This is a genomic window from Archangium sp. (genome assembly GCF_057119385.1).
Window position 1 is genome coordinate 85,543 of record NZ_DBNGVP010000093.1, and the last position, 15,648, is coordinate 101,190.

Annotated in this window: 23 protein-coding genes; 1 reads left to right on the top strand and 22 read right to left on the bottom strand. The window is 68.9% G+C overall.

All coding sequences use genetic code 11. The features are described 5' to 3' along the window. Nucleotides 1-131: 131 nt before the first annotated feature. From AC16DP_RS22690 to AC16DP_RS22760, 15 genes are all read right to left on the bottom strand, one after another. Entirely contained in the window at nucleotides 132-503 is a 372-nt protein-coding gene (locus tag AC16DP_RS22690; RefSeq protein WP_329725572.1) for a hypothetical protein, read from the bottom strand. A gap of 27 nt (nucleotides 504-530) precedes the next feature. Beyond that, nucleotides 531-740 carry a hypothetical protein gene (locus AC16DP_RS22695; protein ID WP_329725573.1) on the bottom strand — a complete coding sequence of 70 codons (210 nt, stop codon included), beginning with the start codon at nucleotides 738-740 and terminating at the stop codon, nucleotides 531-533. Next, nucleotides 737-958 carry a hypothetical protein gene (locus AC16DP_RS22700; RefSeq protein ID WP_329725574.1) on the bottom strand — a complete coding sequence of 74 codons (222 nt, stop codon included), beginning with the start codon at nucleotides 956-958 and terminating at the stop codon, nucleotides 737-739. The genes AC16DP_RS22695 and AC16DP_RS22700 overlap by 4 nt, the downstream gene beginning before the upstream one ends. A 38-nt stretch (nucleotides 959-996) precedes the next feature. Then, a complete protein-coding gene (locus tag AC16DP_RS22705; RefSeq protein WP_329725575.1) occupies nucleotides 997-1,419 on the bottom strand; it encodes a hypothetical protein in 423 nt (140 codons plus the stop codon). Nucleotides 1,420-1,429: 10 nt separating this feature from the next. Then, nucleotides 1,430-1,741, bottom strand: a complete 312-nt coding sequence (locus AC16DP_RS22710; RefSeq protein ID WP_329725576.1) for a hypothetical protein — start codon at nucleotides 1,739-1,741, stop codon at nucleotides 1,430-1,432. A gap of 66 nt (nucleotides 1,742-1,807) precedes the next feature. Further along, on the bottom strand, nucleotides 1,808-2,152 hold the full coding sequence (locus tag AC16DP_RS22715; RefSeq protein ID WP_329725577.1) for a hypothetical protein: 345 nt from the start codon (nucleotides 2,150-2,152) through the stop codon (nucleotides 1,808-1,810). After that, nucleotides 2,149-2,784, bottom strand: a complete 636-nt coding sequence (locus AC16DP_RS22720) for a glycoside hydrolase family 19 protein (RefSeq protein WP_329725578.1) — start codon at nucleotides 2,782-2,784, stop codon at nucleotides 2,149-2,151. Before AC16DP_RS22720 ends, AC16DP_RS22715 begins: the two co-directional genes overlap by 4 nt. Further along, complete coding sequence (locus AC16DP_RS22725; protein WP_329725579.1) at nucleotides 2,781-3,317, bottom strand: hypothetical protein; 537 nt, start codon at nucleotides 3,315-3,317, stop codon at nucleotides 2,781-2,783. The genes AC16DP_RS22720 and AC16DP_RS22725 overlap by 4 nt, the downstream gene beginning before the upstream one ends. 2 nt (nucleotides 3,318-3,319) lie before the next feature. Continuing rightward, on the bottom strand, nucleotides 3,320-4,159 hold the full coding sequence (locus AC16DP_RS22730) for a hypothetical protein (RefSeq protein WP_329725580.1): 840 nt from the start codon (nucleotides 4,157-4,159) through the stop codon (nucleotides 3,320-3,322). Nucleotides 4,160-4,190: 31 nt separating this feature from the next. Further along, entirely contained in the window at nucleotides 4,191-4,487 is a 297-nt protein-coding gene (locus tag AC16DP_RS22735; RefSeq protein ID WP_329725581.1) for a hypothetical protein, read from the bottom strand. Nucleotides 4,488-4,510: 23 nt separating this feature from the next. Further along, a complete protein-coding gene (locus tag AC16DP_RS22740) occupies nucleotides 4,511-5,329 on the bottom strand; it encodes a hypothetical protein (RefSeq protein ID WP_329725582.1) in 819 nt (272 codons plus the stop codon). A 77-nt stretch (nucleotides 5,330-5,406) separates the two neighbouring features. Further along, entirely contained in the window at nucleotides 5,407-6,804 is a 1,398-nt protein-coding gene (locus AC16DP_RS22745; protein ID WP_329725583.1) for a hypothetical protein, read from the bottom strand. A 70-nt stretch (nucleotides 6,805-6,874) separates the two neighbouring features. Beyond that, nucleotides 6,875-7,021, bottom strand: a complete 147-nt coding sequence (locus AC16DP_RS22750; RefSeq protein WP_329725584.1) for a hypothetical protein — start codon at nucleotides 7,019-7,021, stop codon at nucleotides 6,875-6,877. A 1-nt stretch (nucleotide 7,022) separates the two neighbouring features. Continuing rightward, a complete protein-coding gene (locus AC16DP_RS22755; RefSeq protein WP_329725585.1) occupies nucleotides 7,023-7,727 on the bottom strand; it encodes a hypothetical protein in 705 nt (234 codons plus the stop codon). A gap of 65 nt (nucleotides 7,728-7,792) precedes the next feature. Then, on the bottom strand, nucleotides 7,793-8,926 hold the full coding sequence (locus AC16DP_RS22760; protein ID WP_329725586.1) for a hypothetical protein: 1,134 nt from the start codon (nucleotides 8,924-8,926) through the stop codon (nucleotides 7,793-7,795). Between the two features lie 268 nt (nucleotides 8,927-9,194). Here AC16DP_RS22760 and AC16DP_RS22765 point away from each other — a divergent pair, with 268 nt between their 5' ends. Next, nucleotides 9,195-9,443 carry a helix-turn-helix domain-containing protein gene (locus AC16DP_RS22765; protein WP_483956856.1) on the top strand — a complete coding sequence of 83 codons (249 nt, stop codon included), beginning with the start codon at nucleotides 9,195-9,197 and terminating at the stop codon, nucleotides 9,441-9,443. A 459-nt stretch (nucleotides 9,444-9,902) separates the two neighbouring features. Here AC16DP_RS22765 and AC16DP_RS22770 read toward each other — a convergent pair whose 3' ends face one another. From AC16DP_RS22770 to AC16DP_RS22800, 7 genes are all read right to left on the bottom strand, one after another. Next, nucleotides 9,903-10,379, bottom strand: coding sequence for a hypothetical protein (locus AC16DP_RS22770; RefSeq protein WP_329725587.1), 477 nt, complete (start codon nucleotides 10,377-10,379; stop codon nucleotides 9,903-9,905). A 189-nt stretch (nucleotides 10,380-10,568) separates the two neighbouring features. After that, nucleotides 10,569-11,705 (bottom strand): hypothetical protein, encoded by a 1,137-nt coding sequence (locus AC16DP_RS22775; RefSeq protein WP_329725588.1) that lies wholly within the window; start codon nucleotides 11,703-11,705, stop codon nucleotides 10,569-10,571. A 17-nt stretch (nucleotides 11,706-11,722) separates the two neighbouring features. After that, nucleotides 11,723-12,769: a DNA adenine methylase gene (locus AC16DP_RS22780; protein WP_329725589.1), complete on the bottom strand. Its 1,047-nt coding sequence runs from the start codon at nucleotides 12,767-12,769 to the stop codon at nucleotides 11,723-11,725. Further along, entirely contained in the window at nucleotides 12,766-13,671 is a 906-nt protein-coding gene (locus tag AC16DP_RS22785; RefSeq protein ID WP_329725590.1) for a hypothetical protein, read from the bottom strand. Before AC16DP_RS22785 ends, AC16DP_RS22780 begins: the two co-directional genes overlap by 4 nt. After that, complete coding sequence (locus AC16DP_RS22790) at nucleotides 13,664-14,806, bottom strand: hypothetical protein (RefSeq protein ID WP_329725591.1); 1,143 nt, start codon at nucleotides 14,804-14,806, stop codon at nucleotides 13,664-13,666. The genes AC16DP_RS22785 and AC16DP_RS22790 overlap by 8 nt, the downstream gene beginning before the upstream one ends. Continuing rightward, nucleotides 14,799-15,104 (bottom strand): hypothetical protein, encoded by a 306-nt coding sequence (locus tag AC16DP_RS22795; protein WP_329725592.1) that lies wholly within the window; start codon nucleotides 15,102-15,104, stop codon nucleotides 14,799-14,801. Before AC16DP_RS22795 ends, AC16DP_RS22790 begins: the two co-directional genes overlap by 8 nt. Then, entirely contained in the window at nucleotides 15,094-15,438 is a 345-nt protein-coding gene (locus AC16DP_RS22800) for a hypothetical protein (protein WP_329725593.1), read from the bottom strand. Before AC16DP_RS22800 ends, AC16DP_RS22795 begins: the two co-directional genes overlap by 11 nt. Nucleotides 15,439-15,648 lie beyond the last annotated feature (210 nt).

A 15,648-nucleotide genomic window follows, 5' to 3' on the forward strand; every position in this document is an offset into this window, starting at 1 on the left:
AGTTGCAGCACCAGGCCGCCGCTCACCACCCGCCCCGTCGTTTCCGCTTCACCACTCGCCGCGCAGCGCAATCCTCAGGCCCCAACCGAAGATGGCCAGGAGGAGCGCTCCGGCGAGCACGTCATCCAGCGTCACGCAGTCGCCCCACCGTGCCACCCGCGAGACTCGCCCGGCCACCGCTCGCTCGCCGGCAGCCACGTCCACGAGCGCTCCACGCCGCGCCAGGTGCTCGGGGAAGGGGCCACCTGGGCCCGCTGCTGGCCCGGGGGCGGGGGCAGCTCGAGCACCGGAGGCAGGGTGGGGGAGGGGGCCGTGCCGCCGTCGTCACCGGGGGGCGGCACCTCCGTCTCCGGGTACGCGCGGAAGCCGCCGGCCTCGCAGACGTTCGCCACCTTCTCGGCCCCCTTCTGCAGCTGCCCGTCCGGCAGGACGTTGGCGAGCGTGCCGGCGAGGCCGCAGAGGCCGGCGATGATGGCGATGATGATGCTCTTCTGGCTCTTCATGGTGCACCTCCTGGACTTCGGTGAGAGCTACGTGAACAGGCAGAGGGCGACGTGGGCGGCGAGCTGCGCGTCGTAGACGGCGTCCCGCACGGTGTCCGTCTGCTCGCGCCACTGCGGGATGGGGAAGCCAGTCGACGCGGTCCAACCGAGGCTCTCGGCGACCGTGGTGTACCCCTGCTCGGCCAGCATCCACAGTCCCGCGTCCGCGCGAAGGCCGGGATTGCGAGGGGTGCTCACTGGCCCGCCTCGGCCTGGTGGGCGCGCCAGGCGCACCCGGCGATGAAGAGAAAGGCCACGCTGAAGCCCGCGCCGAAGGCAACGCCACGGATGGCGTCCTGGATGGGGTTCAGCTCGGCGCCGCGCTCGATGATGACGACGGGCGCGCGCCGCTTCGTCTTGCTCACGGCATCGTTGGTGGGGACAGGGGTGTTGCTCGTCTGCGTGTCGCTGGACATGGTTCGGGTCCCTCGGCTTTCTGGGGTTGCTTCCGCGCTCACAGGAGCCTGCGCGCGGCGATATCGTTGGTGAAGGCATCGAGCGCCCACTGGGCGGACGCGCGCGCCGTCTCCAACGCGCTGACGTCCATCCCCGCGGAAGCGCCTTGCCGCACGATGCTCGCGCCCTCCGCGTAAGCAAGCCACGCGCGCACCAACTCCTTCGTGGGGTTGCTTCCGGCGGCGGCCTCGGACCGGGCGGAAGTCAGGTAGGCCGTTGCGCGCTCCAACCGAGACTCGGCGGTCATGAGCGAAATGTTGCCCTTCGTTGTCCCGTGGCCGACGACAGCGGCCGCGCGAGCCGCAATCTGGCTGCGGTGCTTCCACGCCGCATAGCCCATGGCCGTCGCGGTGGCGCCGCCGAGGGCGCCCGCGAACAGCAGGAGGAGAATATCGCCAGTGTTGTCAACGTGGTTGCTCATCGGAACGTTCCTAGGACTGCCGCGTGTCGGACGGGAGGGCGGCGGCGGGCGCGTCGAGGCAGTCCAGCAACTCGCCGACGAGGTTGATGGCGGACGTGCGGGTCATGGCAATCCCGCGCAGCTGGTCGAGCATGACGACGATGGGGGCCGGGCCGTCGATGATGCCGGCGCTGCCGCGGGCGAACTCCACGTGCTCGAAGCAGTAGGCCTCGCCGCGGTGGTACGCCGCCTCATCCGCTTCCTCACCAACGTCGGACGGGTCGAAAGCGGGGGGGCGGGGCATGAGGAGCTGGGCGAGGGCAGCACGGATGCGGTTCAGCATGGTGTCTCCTGTTTCGGCGTAAGGGATGCTCGAGCCACCGCCAGCGGTGGCCCTGGTTTCGTCGAGCTACGGCTGCCCGTCTCGCGGATCCGTGTGCTGTGCCGCGGGACTCGGCGGCGGCGACGCGTCCGCGAGCGGGGGGCGCTGTCCATGGCGCTCGTAGAAAGCGCCCTCGAGGTTGGCCAGGCGCCGGGAGAAGTGCTCCACCTCCTCACGCACCACGGCGCGGACAACGGGGCGCAGCTCCTTGCGCAGGGACTTGAGCAGCGCCGGCCACTCGGCCTTCATCACCTCGGCAACCAGGCTGCCCAGCTTGCCGCGGACGGCCCGGGAGGCGCCCAGCGCGGCAACCACTCCCGTCGTGATGATGGTGACGAGCGCCTCAGCCACCTGCACGGGGTCCACATTCACGACGCCACCCCCAGCGCGGACTTGGCGCGAAGCCAGTAGGGGGTGCGCTGCGGCACCGTCTTGTCGGAGCCGTTCACCTTGACGGTGATGAGGCGGAAGGACTCGGCCGTGCCCTGACTGCCCAGGGCCGACAGTCCGCGGCTCCACCAGTACCAGGCCGCCACGAGAAACCCCACCGCGGGGGTGGCCACCTGCGCGGGGTTGCCCTCGAGGTCCAGCTTGAGCTTGGTGCCGGCAGCGCGGTAGTTGGCCCGGCCCGTCAGCTGGATGGGGCCACGGCCCTTGTAGCGCATGCCGTCCCCGGGCTGCGTGTTGCCCAGGTCCTGCCGGCCCTCATATGCCTTGCCGCTGGCGTACTCCTCGAAGGCGTTGAAGCCGTCCGACTCGAAGGCCGTCTGTGCCAGGAAGGCAGCGAGGTCCTTCGGGTCCGTAATGCCGAACCTGCGCACGGCACGGACGAGCAGCGGCTGCAGCTCCGCGGCACGTTCGGCCGAGAGGCCAGGGGCGATGTAGCGGAGGGCTCTGACGGAAATCACGGCGTCTCTCTCTTTCTGTCGCGCGTCGAGCGCGGCGAGGACGGCGGCGGCAGCTGTTGCCGCCGCGCCAATGGGAACGAGAAGCAGCAGAATCACTTGAAGCTCCTCACGACGTACGCGGTGCCGAGGAGCACCGCCGTCACTCCCACCACCCCGGCCGTCACCTTCGCGTAGAAGAGGAACTTGCCGGGTGTCTCGGGGTCCGGCAGGTACGGTGCAACGGCGTCGGCGATGTCCGACGCCGCCTGTTTCACCGTCACCGCCGTGTCGTGTGGAATGTTGGCGATGGCGGTGAAGATGGACTCATTCCAGGCAGCCTTGGAGGCCTGCTCGATGCGCAACGCGGCGTCGCGCAGCGCGAGCGTGTAGAGGGCCCGGTCGTAGAACGAGCCGTCCGGACGCTTGTTGGCAATGGCCCACGGGAGGTACTTCGCCTCGATGACCTTGAGGTCCTCCCATGCGAGCTTCATCTGCTTTTGCTCGTAGGTGAGGGTGGCCATGCCCAGAAACGCGTTGGTGGAGAAGGCGCCCGCGAGGCCCACCTTCCACAGGCCCGTTTCGTACTGCTTCTTCACCTCCTGCAGCTGGGCAACCAGCTTCTTCCTGTCCTCCTCGCTGGGCGTGCTCATTCCTAGAAGCCCACCGCGTAGATGCGCAGCCAGTAGTTGTACGAGTCGCCCTGGAACGCATCGAGGTTGAGACCTCCAGCGCCCACGGCCACCTGGAACCACGCCGCCGGGAACCTCCGCGGGTTCTCCTCGGTGTAGTCGTCCTTCAGCGCCGCCGGCCCTCCGAGGGCGGCGTAGCCACAGAGGCCGTTCCAGCCGAACCCGAAGTTATTCACCGTGCCACACGTGGCGAAGGCGATGCCGTCCCAGGCGTTCGTGGATCCCAACCCAAACAGCGTGGCGCCCAGGGACACGAGATGAGGGGAGGGGCCGGACTGGGAGAACTGCTCCACAACCAGCATGACGCGCGTGTACTCGCTGATGTCCCAGCCCGCGCCGCGGGCGGTCGAGAACTGCGACGGGGCGTCGGGCCGGACGTAGTAATTTCCCCCGTCCCCGTTGCACAGTGGCCAGAATCCATCCGGGTACTCCCGGCTGTCGATGTCGAAGAGGATGCGGGCGGCATCGGCCGCCACCAACGTCGCCCCACGCCGGTTGCGGCGCAGCCGCGTGCGAGGAATCTCTTCGATCGACGGCGCGATCACAACGCGCCAGAGGTCCCCCGGCACACCTCCGCCCGGCGTCGTGTCCACCACGAGCTTCTGGAAGGTGGTCGCGTGCGTGTACGAATCCGTGCTGCGAACCACGAGGGGCACGGTGCTGTCATCCACCGTCACGCGCACGGGGAAGTCCCCGCGCCCCCGCACCTTCTCCAGGGAGAAGCCACGGCCGTTCGCGTTCGCCACCTCGAACGTCCCGTCCGCTCTCACCTTGCTCGGCTCCAACGAGTAGTCACGCTCCATTGCGTTTCTCCTGACGTCGTGTGGCCGGCGGCTACAGCCCGCCGAGGAAGTTGCCGAGGGCCTTGCCAAGGCCGCCGATGATGGCGCCGAGGGGATCCGCCGGCTGCTGCTGGGCCTGCTGCTGCTGGGCCTGCTGCTGCTGGTACATCTGCTGCTGGTACATCTGCTGCTGAAGCTGGAGCTGCTGCTGCTCGCGCTGGGCGGCAGCCTGGCGCTCCGCCGCGGCGTTGTTCATGTAGAGCACCGCTCCGCCCCCTCCGAGCACGACGACGGCGGCCAGGGCTACGTAGAGCGCGGTGTTGTCACTGCTGTCCTTCGGGGCACTCATGGTTTTCCTCTCCGGAGTCACGCCTACATGGCGAACTCCTCCAACTGCACCTGCTTGCGCTTGGGCAGCTTCGTCACCTTCGTCTTCAAGCGCTCTTCCTCGGCCTTGCGCGCGGCCTCCTCCGCCAGCCGGCGTGCCTCGAGCTCTGCCGCACTCAAGGGAGGCGGCCCCTTCACTTCCTCCTTCGTCTCCGGGCCACCGAAGAGCGACTCGATGCCGTCACCAATCGCCTTCACCACCTGGCCGGGCACCGTCGTCTGTACGGTGGGGTCGAAGTTGGAGACGAAGTCGCGCGCGGCCTGGTTCGCCTCGGGTGAGATGGCCTCCAGCCCCGCGGAGAGCAGCTGGACGACTGCAACCGGCACCGCGAGGGGCGGGAAGATGGCCGCGGCCGCCGCAACCTGCTCCACCGCCTGGACGGTGTTGTCGTCGGTGATGCCGATGGCCTCAGCGAGCTCGCGGGCACCCTTGGCCGCGGCGAAGGCGGGCAGACTCGTGACGCCCAGGAAGCGCGCCAGGTCCCCCTTCCCCTCGCCACCGTCGAGAAGTTCCTCGACGACGCGTCCGCTGAGCTCGGACGCGGCCGCGCCAGCGCCAACAACGTTCCCCGTCAGGAGGTCCTTGGCCCCGCCGAGAAGCACCTCGAGCCCCGTGTCTCGCTCGGGCGGCGGTTCCCCCGCGGCGAATCCCGGTGGGGGAGGGGGCGGGAAGCGGACAACCTCGGCAGGCATCACCTTCGGCTGGTCCGCTTGAATGGCGGGTGCACTTGCTCTGTGCCGCTTTGCGAGGAAGGGGAGGGCAGCACCCACCAGGGTGGCACCCGTCAGCAGGAAGGTCAGCATTCGGCACCGTCACGAAGGGGTTGCGGACGACGGCCGGGGGCTCAGGAGCCCCCGGCACCCACTACTGCGCCGGTGGCTCAGTCCGCCTTGCCACCGCGGGAGAGCAGCTCGGAGAGCTTCTCGAGCTTCTCCGTCACGTCACGCACCGGGTCGGAGATACCGCCGAGGAAGCCCTTGGTGCTGATGACGGCGCCGGGGAGCGCCTCGGACAGCTGCCAGGCGATCTTCTGCATCTGCCCCGTGTCAGCCAGGCGCTTCGCCACGAGGTACTCCTGCGCGGCCTTGTAGGCCATCGTCTTGGGCAGGAAGGTGGTGACGTTGCCGTCGTACTTGCACCGGCGACCCGGCGTCGTCTGCGCCACGGGGTGGTTGACGTCGTAGACGTAGAAGCCCATGAACGGGGCCAGCGAGTCCTTCACCTTGATGCCGTGGACGTAGGCACGCGACACGGCGTGGACCTCGCGCCCCGGCGACAGCCGCTGGACGAAGGCCTTGATGGCCTCGTTGACCTGGCTCGTCTTGGGCACCCCCATGTAGAGGTAGCCGAGCTTGAAGGGGTTCGTCCCCCCGATGCGCTTGATCTTCACCACGCCCGGCTCGATGTCGTTGATGTCCATGTCCTGGACGCGCCAGAACGGCGTCACCGTGTCGGTGATGGAGGACTCCACCTCGCCGGTGTCCGGCTGCTTGGTGAACCACGCGTCGAAGCTCGCGGGCGTGGCCGGGTCATCCACACGCACCCGGTCACCCACCGTCACCCGGTACTTCTCGAACGCCGTGTCTGCCAGCGCCGCATCCTCGGCGTACACGGCGAAGATGAGGCCGTCCTTGGTGGCCACCTCCTCGTCATCCGAGTTGACGATGGTGCTGTAGTGGATGGGCGGCGCCCAGCTCTGCGCCCCATCCGGCGTCGCCTGGGTGTCCGGGTAGAGCTCGAGCGTGATTTCCTCCAGCGTCACGGTGGCATCGCCCCCGTGCAGCGGCTCGGCCCCCGTCTTGAAGGTGATCGTGACGGTGCGCAGCTGCTCGTCCCCCATGCCGCCGAGCTTGTTCCACGCGTTGAGGAACTCCACCCAGCTGAGCGGCAGGTAGCTGTCCCAGGTGAGGAAGTTCGTACCCACCACGAGCGGGGCCTGCAGGCCGGTGGCCGCGCCCAGCCCGGTGATGGCCTTCTCCAGCATCACCTTGCCGGCGATGTTCAGCTTCGAGAACTTCACGTCCTGCCAGGGCGTGAGCGGCTCGGTTCCGTCCTTGAGCAGGGTGAGGTCGACGCTCAGGCAGTCGAGGATGAGCTTCTGCTGCGCCGTGCTCAGGCCGCCCGGCTTCGCCGTCGTCTCGCACTTCACCCTGGCCCTGCCGCGAATACGAAGGGACCCGGCCGCCGTCCCCTTCACGCTCTCGAACTTGCCGGCCTCGATGCCCTTGGAATCACTCATCGCAAGGGTGATGACGCTGCCACTGCGGACCTGGTCCATTCCGTATCTCCTGGTGTGGCCGCCCGGACACGGGCGGCGCGTAGTGTCTTTCGCCTCGGTGGGCCTCGGCCTACTTGCCCGCGGTGAGCTTGGACTTGTCGCTCTCGGGCTCGTCGCTCGTCATGATGAAGTACGCCGCGGTGCCGCCCACCCCGAGGGCCAGGCCGGTGATGACGGCCGCAATGATGTGGCCGGTGCTGAAGCTGCCCTTGTCCATGTCACTTCTCCTTCGTCTGCGCGGGCTGCATGCCCGCGAGCTCTGCCAGCAGCGCCGGGTCCGGCTCACGCCGGTTGCGCGCGCGAAAGTTGTGCGGCTCCAGTTTCGCCACCTCGAGCGCGAAGCCGCGTCCGCAGAGGTCCGTGAGGAACCTCAGGTCAGCCCGGTCCACCTGCTGGAAGCTGTAGATTTCGGAGACCTGGGAGCGCGTCTGGATGTCGATGGAGCGGAAGTTCTGCGCGATGAACCACGGGCGCACACCTTCCTTGAGCCAGCCCATGGCCATGGCCTTGGTGAGCTCCGTTGCGTGCTCCGACCAGCGCCCCATCTCCTCGAGCACCACGTCCACGTCACCCCGGTCCGCGAGCCAGGGCAGGACGGCCTTCACCTGCTCGGCCACCTCGGCGCCGTCCTTCATGCGCGACACGGGGACGATGGCCAGCTCCAGGCCCTGGCGCAGGAACACCTCGTCCTTGTTCTCGACGAGCCAGTCCTCAAAGTCCGGCGCTTCCACCCGGTGCGTGATGTCTCCCAGCGGCGTTCCGTCGCGCTCGCGTCCCTCCTGCGTGTACTCGTCATCGATGTCGATGACGACGATGGACCGCCCGGCTTTCCGCAGCCGCGGAATGACGACGTTCTTGAGCCACGTGCCCTTTCCGAGGCGGCTCAGTCCCACGACGGCGCGGCCGATGTCCTTGGTCAGCACCGCGTCGGTGCGAAACTCGTCCCCCGATGGCCACCACGCCCCAACGCTCTTGGGAGCGCGCCCCTTCACAATCCACCCGCCCGTTTCGCCTTGAGGCGAGCGCGCAGCTTCGCGCCGGCGCCGGCCGCAGCCTCAAGGGCGTCCACGGCCTTCGCCTTGAGCGTCGGTCCCAGGAGGATGGCTCCGAGGGCCGCGAGCTCGAGGCGCCGCGCCATGGGGCTGCCCGCCTCGGATTTCGGCGCAAGGGACATGGCCATCTCGGCCATGAGGAGCTCGCCCAGCCGTTCCGCCGGGAGGCCCTTCACCTCGAATTGGAACGGCGTGTTGCGCAGGTAGACCAGGTCAAGCTTCTCGGTAGGGTCAAAACCGGGCCGCTTCGCCATGCCGCACACCACCTGCGCGAGAATGGCCGCGGGGACGGCGTACTGCTTCAACCGCTCGACGGGGACCCCCATCGCCATGGGCGGCGGGGGTGTGGGCGCGGGTTGCGGTACGGCGGCGCTCTGTGGTGCCGAAGGCACCGCTGGGGTGGCCGGGGACGCCGGCTGGGCGCCATGCGCGGCAACCGCTGGCTCGTGGGGAGCTCCGCGCTCCGGTGGCTGCCGCGGGGCCGGTTCCGCACGCACCTTCGTTCCCACTTCCGTCAGCAGCCGGAGCCGACGTGCGTGTGCCAGAAGCTCGCCCGGAAGCCTCGCTGTTTGGTCGGCCGCCTCTGCGAAAAGGACTGCCTCGAGGAATGCCGCGTCGGCGTCCTCGCGGTACTCATCGCTCCGGTAGTACTCGTAACGCTGAATGGCGGATTCCAGAGACTTGAGCTTCGTCGCCAGGGTGCGCCGGCTCCGCTCCGTCCCACGCGCGGGCGGACGGCCCTTCCGCATGCGCGCACGGGCCTCGCGCACCGCAGCTGCGGACGGGGAGGGGACCCACGACCCCTCCTCCATCCGCGCCGCAGGAGGTGCGTTGGGCACCTGCTTGTCCTCGAGCGCTGGCCCCTCAACCTGCCCAAGGGCCTCGAACGCGGCCGGGTTTCGCGGGGTGACGGTTCCGGCGTCGGCGACGTCCCGCTTCAACGCCTCGAAGGCCTCGGGGTTGCGGGGCGCTACGGCATTCGCCTGCGCCGGCTCAACCGGAGCGCGGTCGGCCGGGGACACGGCCGCCACCGCTACCGTTGCCGTTGTGCCGTTCTCCGCAACGTCCATGGTCCTTGTGCCTCCGCGAAAAGGGGCGTCGACGGGCGAGAGCACCGGGCGCGCTGGGCGCTGTGGCCATCCGCGTCACTCGGGAGGCGCGGCTGTAGCGACTCGCCGCGGGTCTCGCCGTCGACGTCAAGACGTGTCTCAGATTTCGCGGCGAAATGGACCTGGGCGCCTTCGGCTACTTTCGTCGTCGTACGCGCAGCTTCTGCGTCGCGCGGTCACTTTCTCCCCGGGCTCCACGACGGATCGCGTCGCTGGCACAATGCCTCTCATGTCTTGTCCCGCCCCTCGGTATGTCACCATCAAGGAGGCCGCCTCCCTCGCCGGCGTTGCTGAATCCACCCTCCTGCGCATGTGCCAGCAGCGACGTCTCGACGCACACCAGGTCGGCGGGACCGTGTGGCGTGTGCGCATCAACGCCGTCACCGGACTTCCGGCGTGTGCGCCCACGTGCCACTGCTACAGCTGCCGTCCGAGAGGCTGCCGATGTGCGGAGTGTTCTGCCGAGGCGTCTCCATGAGGGCTTTGCCTTCGACGCTCTGGGCCGAGATTCGTACCGGTGCCCCGGTCACTGTCGAGGTGCGTGGCGCGTCAATCGAGGCGCTGTACGTCGTTTGCTGCACCTGTGGCGCTCAGTGCCACCTCGAGCAGCTCACCTCGAGCCTGTTCCCCCTCTGCGCCCATGTGGCAGTGTGGGTCCAATGACCGCAACGTGCATCTGCCACAACTGCAGCAGCGAAATGGAGATGTCGGGCTCAACCGTCGCCTGTCCCGGGTGCGAGTTCATCTCGGACGGCGAGGGCGTCCAGCGCAACTACAACACGGGACGGCCCTGCGACTGCACGGAATGCGTGGCGCGGACTCAGGCGCTCCAGCGAGTTTCTGAGTACCCGCCGTTGTTTCGTCTATTGGGGCATGTCTTCGTCGAGCTCGTGCGCTCGTCGGTTTCACGGCGACACTGAGCGCACGAGCCCCGCCTTCACGTCCCCCAGAGGGGGAAAGAGGCCGCGGCCGCAGCAAGGGCCGCCGCTACTTCTCCGACAACAAGGAGCGCTGCCACGGCCTTGCCTACCTCCACCTGGTTGGGGCGCGCCGCCTGTGCATCAACACCCAGCTCGCTGCGTTGCCACCCGTCTCCCAGGGTGGCGCTCATGAACGTCTTGTAGCCGCGCCCCGTTGGGCCATTCGGGTCGGAGTCGTCCGGTGCACACGCCTTCTCCGACGTCTCCCAGAGCCAGTCCACGACTTCGTCCGGGCAGAGCTTCGGCTGCGTCCGCTTCATCTTCACGAGGACGCTGAACGCGTTTTTCCACCACATGCACTTGAAGTCCCCCTTGGTGTAGTCCTTGCGCCGGTACCCCAGGGCCTTGGCCCTGTCGCGAATGTTCTGCTCCGTCCACGTCTTGGAGGTGTCGTGGATGAGCTCCCAGAGTTGCTGTCCCTCTGGGGGGAACATGGGGGGACGCGTCCTGACGAACTCCGGGCCCGCGGCATAGGCCCCTGTTGCGAAACACAATGCGAGAACGAGAACCACCTTCAACAGCTTCACGTGTACCTCCTGGGTTTCGGGCATGGCTGCCCTGGCGGGCCGACGAAACGCGTCGGCCACGGTGTGCAGCAGCGCCCTTCGGGCCTGCTGGTGACTTCACTGCAGCTGGAGCTGGGCGCCCTCGTCCGGGGCCACCACACGCACGCCCTCGAAGCACGCCTCTTCGGCGTAGCGGGTGAGCAGGGGCGAGAAGTTCTCCTTCACCCAGTCGCGGAAGTAGATGTCAGGCGCGCCGAGCACCAACTGGCGTCCCTCGAGCCCAACGGGGACCAAGTCGCGCAGCCACTCGAGGGCGTACGACTTGCCGTCCTCTCGGAGGCCCGCCAGGACTGCGCCCCAGCCACTTTCGGCAGCCGAGCCGGAGGGTAGGGCGGGGAAGTGCGCTCGAGCGCTGGGCGGCTTCTGGGCCGCGGGCTCCGCCTCGGGCTCCGGGTCGACCGTCCACGCGCCGGTGAGGAGCTTTTCGGCGGGCTCATAGCCGTCGTGGCACCGTCCCACGAGCATCCACACGAGTCCTACGCGCTGGCGGGAGCGGAGCTCCCCGCGGCACAGGGGGGAGCGGGGCATCAGGGCGAAAACCCGCCGCCACTCCTCCAGCGGGCGCCGCTCGAGGGCCGCCAGGCCGTCCGCCACGAGCTCCGGCGAGGAGCGCTCTGGCCATGGGGCGAAGCCGTGAGGGGCTGCCAGCGCGTTGTAGGCCTCGCGGAGCTCCGCCACGGGCCCGGGCAGGGTGCTGGGGGTGAAATACCTCCTGGGGGCTGCCTGGCGCGCTTCCCGGGCCGCCTTGGACACCACCCGGAGGGTGCCCTGCGTCACGGGCCGGAGAGAGGAGGAGGAGAAGGGGAGTGACTCTTGAGGTGCGTCACGCTGGGCCGTCACGCTCGGTGACGCTCCGTCACGCTCCGTCACGCTGGCTTTTCGAATTCGGTAAACCTTTGATCTTACTTTAGATTGTTCCTTCTTCTTCTCCTGCGTCACGCTCGGTGACGCTGCCGCGTCACGCTCCGTCACGCTGGCCGTCACGCTCCCGGGAGCGCGGCTGGCCGCCGACTGCTGGGGTGCGCCCGCCACAACCCCGGCCAGGTGGGCGTGAGCGGCGGAGACTTCCGGCACCTGCTTTCCGGCCAGGAGCTGGAGCGCCCGGCAGAAGCCCTCGAGGCGCGCCTCGGCAAGCTGCCGGGCCAGTCGCTCTTCGGCAAGGGCGGCCCGCAACTGCTGGAGCTCAGGCGACATGTTGTGGGCGCAGGCCGTCACAAACACCTCTCCAGGGTGTCGAAAAGGGTGGGCTGGCGCGGAGCCAGGCAGTAGGGCGAAAACCAGAGCCGCTCACGGAGGGCGTTGGTCCGGTTGCCCCGCGCGGCGGCGTAGCCGCCAGGCGCAGTCCAGGCTTCACAGCGCCAGGTGGCCGGCATGTCGTGCTCGCCCTCCAGGCCACAGAGGACGATGCGCAGGGCCGGGTTGTCGCCGTTGGACAGGGCCCACGCGCGGACTTCGTGAGCAACGGTCAGGGACTCCTCGGCGTAAATGGATGGGTCCCGCCCGGCCTCGGCGGAGTAGGGCGGGTCCAGCAGAACGCCCGTCACGCCCACCTTCGTCGTCGCACACGGGGTGAGAACCCGCGTCCAGTCCCCGCAGCACACCGTGGCGCGGCGGAGCCGCTGGGCCAGCTCGTTCATCCAGTCGACCAGGCCGTCGCCGGCGACATCGTCCCGGTGCACCCCCGTATGCCCGCTGAGGCGAGGTGACTGGTGGGGAAGCGCGGACGCCCGGCGGTGCACGCCCTTGTGCCCGCGGCCGACGTTCGGGCGGCGGCGGTGGGTGGCAGTCGTCGCGAGGTCACGGGCCCGGGCCTCCCCACCACCAGCCGGCACCGACTGCGCCCATGCTGGCGCCGAGCACCAGCCGGAGCCAATCCACAGGCCCACGCCCCACACCCACCAGCCGGCTACTTTCGCGTCGAAGTGCTCGGGGTCGCTGTGCATCCGCTCCCGGAAGTCGGCGCGTGCCACCAGCCACGCGTGACGGGCGTGCAGGTCCGCCTCATTGGCGGGCCAGTCGGCGTAGTGCGCAACGGCCTCCGGGTCGTGCTTCACGGCGCGCCAGAAGTTGGCGATGAAGCAGTCCTTGTCGTTGACGAGCTCCGAGCGGGCCGCTGTCGGCCGCGCAAGGAGGACGGCCAGGCTGCCGGCGAAGGGCTCCACGTAGTGGGGCACGTCACCGAGGCCGTCCCACACCTGCTGGGCCGCGCGGCTCTTGCCCCCCATCCACGGGAAGGGCGCTTGAAGACGTTCGCTCATACCGAGGCCTCAACCTCCACGAGTGCTCGCCGCCCCCGGGCCTTGCGCGCGGCCGCCCTCGGCTTCGCGCTGCGGGAGGCCTCGGTGAGCAGGACGTTCAGTAGCTGGCGCACGTGGGTGCGCTGATCGGCAGGCTCAAGGTGTTCCTCAGTCACGTCGGCTGGGTCCGCGTGGGGGAGTTCATCGCCCACGGGGCCTGTTGCCACGTGAGGCGCCGCGGAGGCGTTGGCCGCCTCGCGCATGAGGCGGCGGAGCTCCGCGGGCGTGTCGGCATGCAGAGGGACGGCACCCTCGACGCTGCACGCCGTCCAACTGCCCCTCAGTCCGCGCCGGGCCTTCGTCTCTGTGATGACGAAGCCGAACTCCCGCGCGGCCTCGTCGAGGCACCGCCGCTCAACCTGGAGCGCCCGGTAAATGGCTGCCTCGAGGAGCTCCCGCATGTCCCCCAAGCTGGTGGTGGTGAAGACGGTGTCGCCGAGGAGCGACAGCACCTCGGGACAGGCCACCACCGCCTTCAGCTGCCGCACCGCCGTCCGGCGCACCAGGCGCACGCTCAGCGCAAACCCGCACCGTCGCGCCAGCGTACGCAGGGAAGCAATGTCCCGCTTCTCCTGGTGCTGCCGCTGCTCGAGCTCCCGCCAGAAGTCGACCAGCGTTTTCTCCCCCTCCGCCCGCTGGAGGGACACGGTCGCATCGGCGGGTGGGAGGAAGCGGTGAGGTGGCTCCTGGCGCAGCAGCCCCTGCAGTTGGTCGAAGAGAAGCCCGTCCCGGTAGCGCTGCTCCACCATCGCCGCGACCTGGAGCCGCTTCCTCCGGCTCTCGACGCACATGTTGCAGTCACAGGAGGGGGACATGCCCAGGCACGGCTTGGCGCGGGCCAGCGCGGTCGCACGTTTAGGCATGTCCACCCTCCGGTGAGGAAGGCGACGGCAGGGTAGCCCGCGGAGCGCTGAAGTGCTCGCACTTGCACTCCTGGCGAGCACACGGCCGGTAGCCGAAGTTCCCGTGCTGCTTCTCGGTGTGTCCGCACGTGAGACACCTCGGCGAGGTCCGAGACGCGCGCGACGCAGGACGCGCTGCGGGCTCAGTCGTGAGGGGAGAGGGTCCGCTTTGCACTTCCGCGGCACCCTCCGGCTCCAGTCGGCGCGCGCGAATCGCCTCCACCAGCTCGCCGCGGGTGCTGCCGAACACCTCCCACGTCGTTGCCGGGTCCGTCACGTGCTGCAGGTACGCGCGCCAGCCCTTGCCCCTCACCCATCCGCCGAAACTCCAGTCCTCGGCGATGACGGCCGCGCGGGTCTCGGCGGTGCCTGCGGGGTTCGGTCCGTACGGATGGCAGAGGGAGCAGAACTCATTCGTTCGGCCGTCGAGTGGCTTCTTGCACCCATCACACAGCGCGCCGCGAGGTGCAGAGGTGTCAGACTCGGACCCCCCCTCAACAAAGCCCTTGCAGCGGCAGAAACAGCGGCCGAGGCCCTTGGCTCCGTGCTGCATCCGCATGTGATTGCACGCGCCGCAGAGGTCTCGCGAGTCCCGAGTCACGGGGGGCGCCGGTGGGTGGAGGTCTACCAGCTCGAGCTGGGGCGCGGGCGGTGGCGAGCGCTGACTGACGCTCGCCACCGCCCGGGCGTTGAGGCGGATGGCACGCGCGAGGAAGGTGAGGTCCTCGACGAGCTCCGGCGCGGACTTGGGCAGGGCGTCGAAGTCGAGCAGAGCTCCGCGCACCTGCTCCCTCCACAACCACGCCGCGTCCCCCACCATGACGACGCCCATGTGAGCGTCGTTGGCCGAGGTGCGCAGAATGGTGTCGTAGATGCCGAGCAGGGCCGTGTGGACGTCCGAGAGTGCGGCGTCCACCTGCGTCAGGGCCCGGCCCGCAGAGGGGCTCTCGCCGCCGGGGCGGAGTTCGTGGATGGCGAGCGCGAGGGAGGTTGCGGCCGTCCACATCCGCGCGGCCACCAGCTGCAGCACCTGGTGGACAGCCAGCTTGCGCGCGGCGGCGGTAGTGAGGGTGCCGAGGGCGAGGGAGTCAGGCATCACCTGCCCCCTTGTCTGCGGGCGGGAGCAGGGGTGACAGTGCGCCGCAGATGCGCTCGAGCCGCTCCCGGAGTTTCTGTAGTTCGGACGCATCGCGCAGCAGGCTGGAAATGAGGTCTCGGGCGTCGGCTGAGCGCAGTTGCCGCTTCTTTACAGCCTCCGTCACGAGGGCCTTGGCGAACGGGAGGTACTGAGAGGCATGCGTCAGGTCCTCCACGACGTACCCGAGGTTCGTTGCAGCACTGCTGAGGTAGTCCAGGGCAATTCGGGAACGCATCGAACCGCCATCATCCAACATGGAGCACCTCCCGCACCCGCTTGAGGCAGCCCGAGGCGGACTGGAGGGACTCGCGCACCGAGGCGAGAACACGCTCGAACTCCGCCGGGTCCTCGTCGACGAAGCCGATACCCAGCGGCGTGCTGGGCAGCGAGGTGACGGCAGCCGTCAGCTCCTGCTCGAGATCGTCGAGGTACTGACGGACGTGGTCCTCAGCGAATTCGAAGGAAGGCAACGCGGCGGCCGGAACCATCATGGGCGTGGGCGGGGACTCGCCGCGCTCGAGGTCGTGCACCAGTCCCCGGGCAGCCAGCAGTGCCCGCCGAAAGTCCTCGGCGAGGTGTTGGATGTCCATCGAGAACAGCCCCCACGCAGGAGGCCAGTTCTGTGGGGACACGTCGTTGGCCACAGCCAGAAGGCGGTGAGAAAGGCCAGCAACCTCCGCTCGGATCCGCCACAGCGACAGGGCCACAACTACGTGAGCGCTCGACGGCTGGGGGTCTTCAGCGGCCGCTTTGAGGTCATCCAAAGCCCAAAACACGTCCACGGCGACATGCTCGAGTCG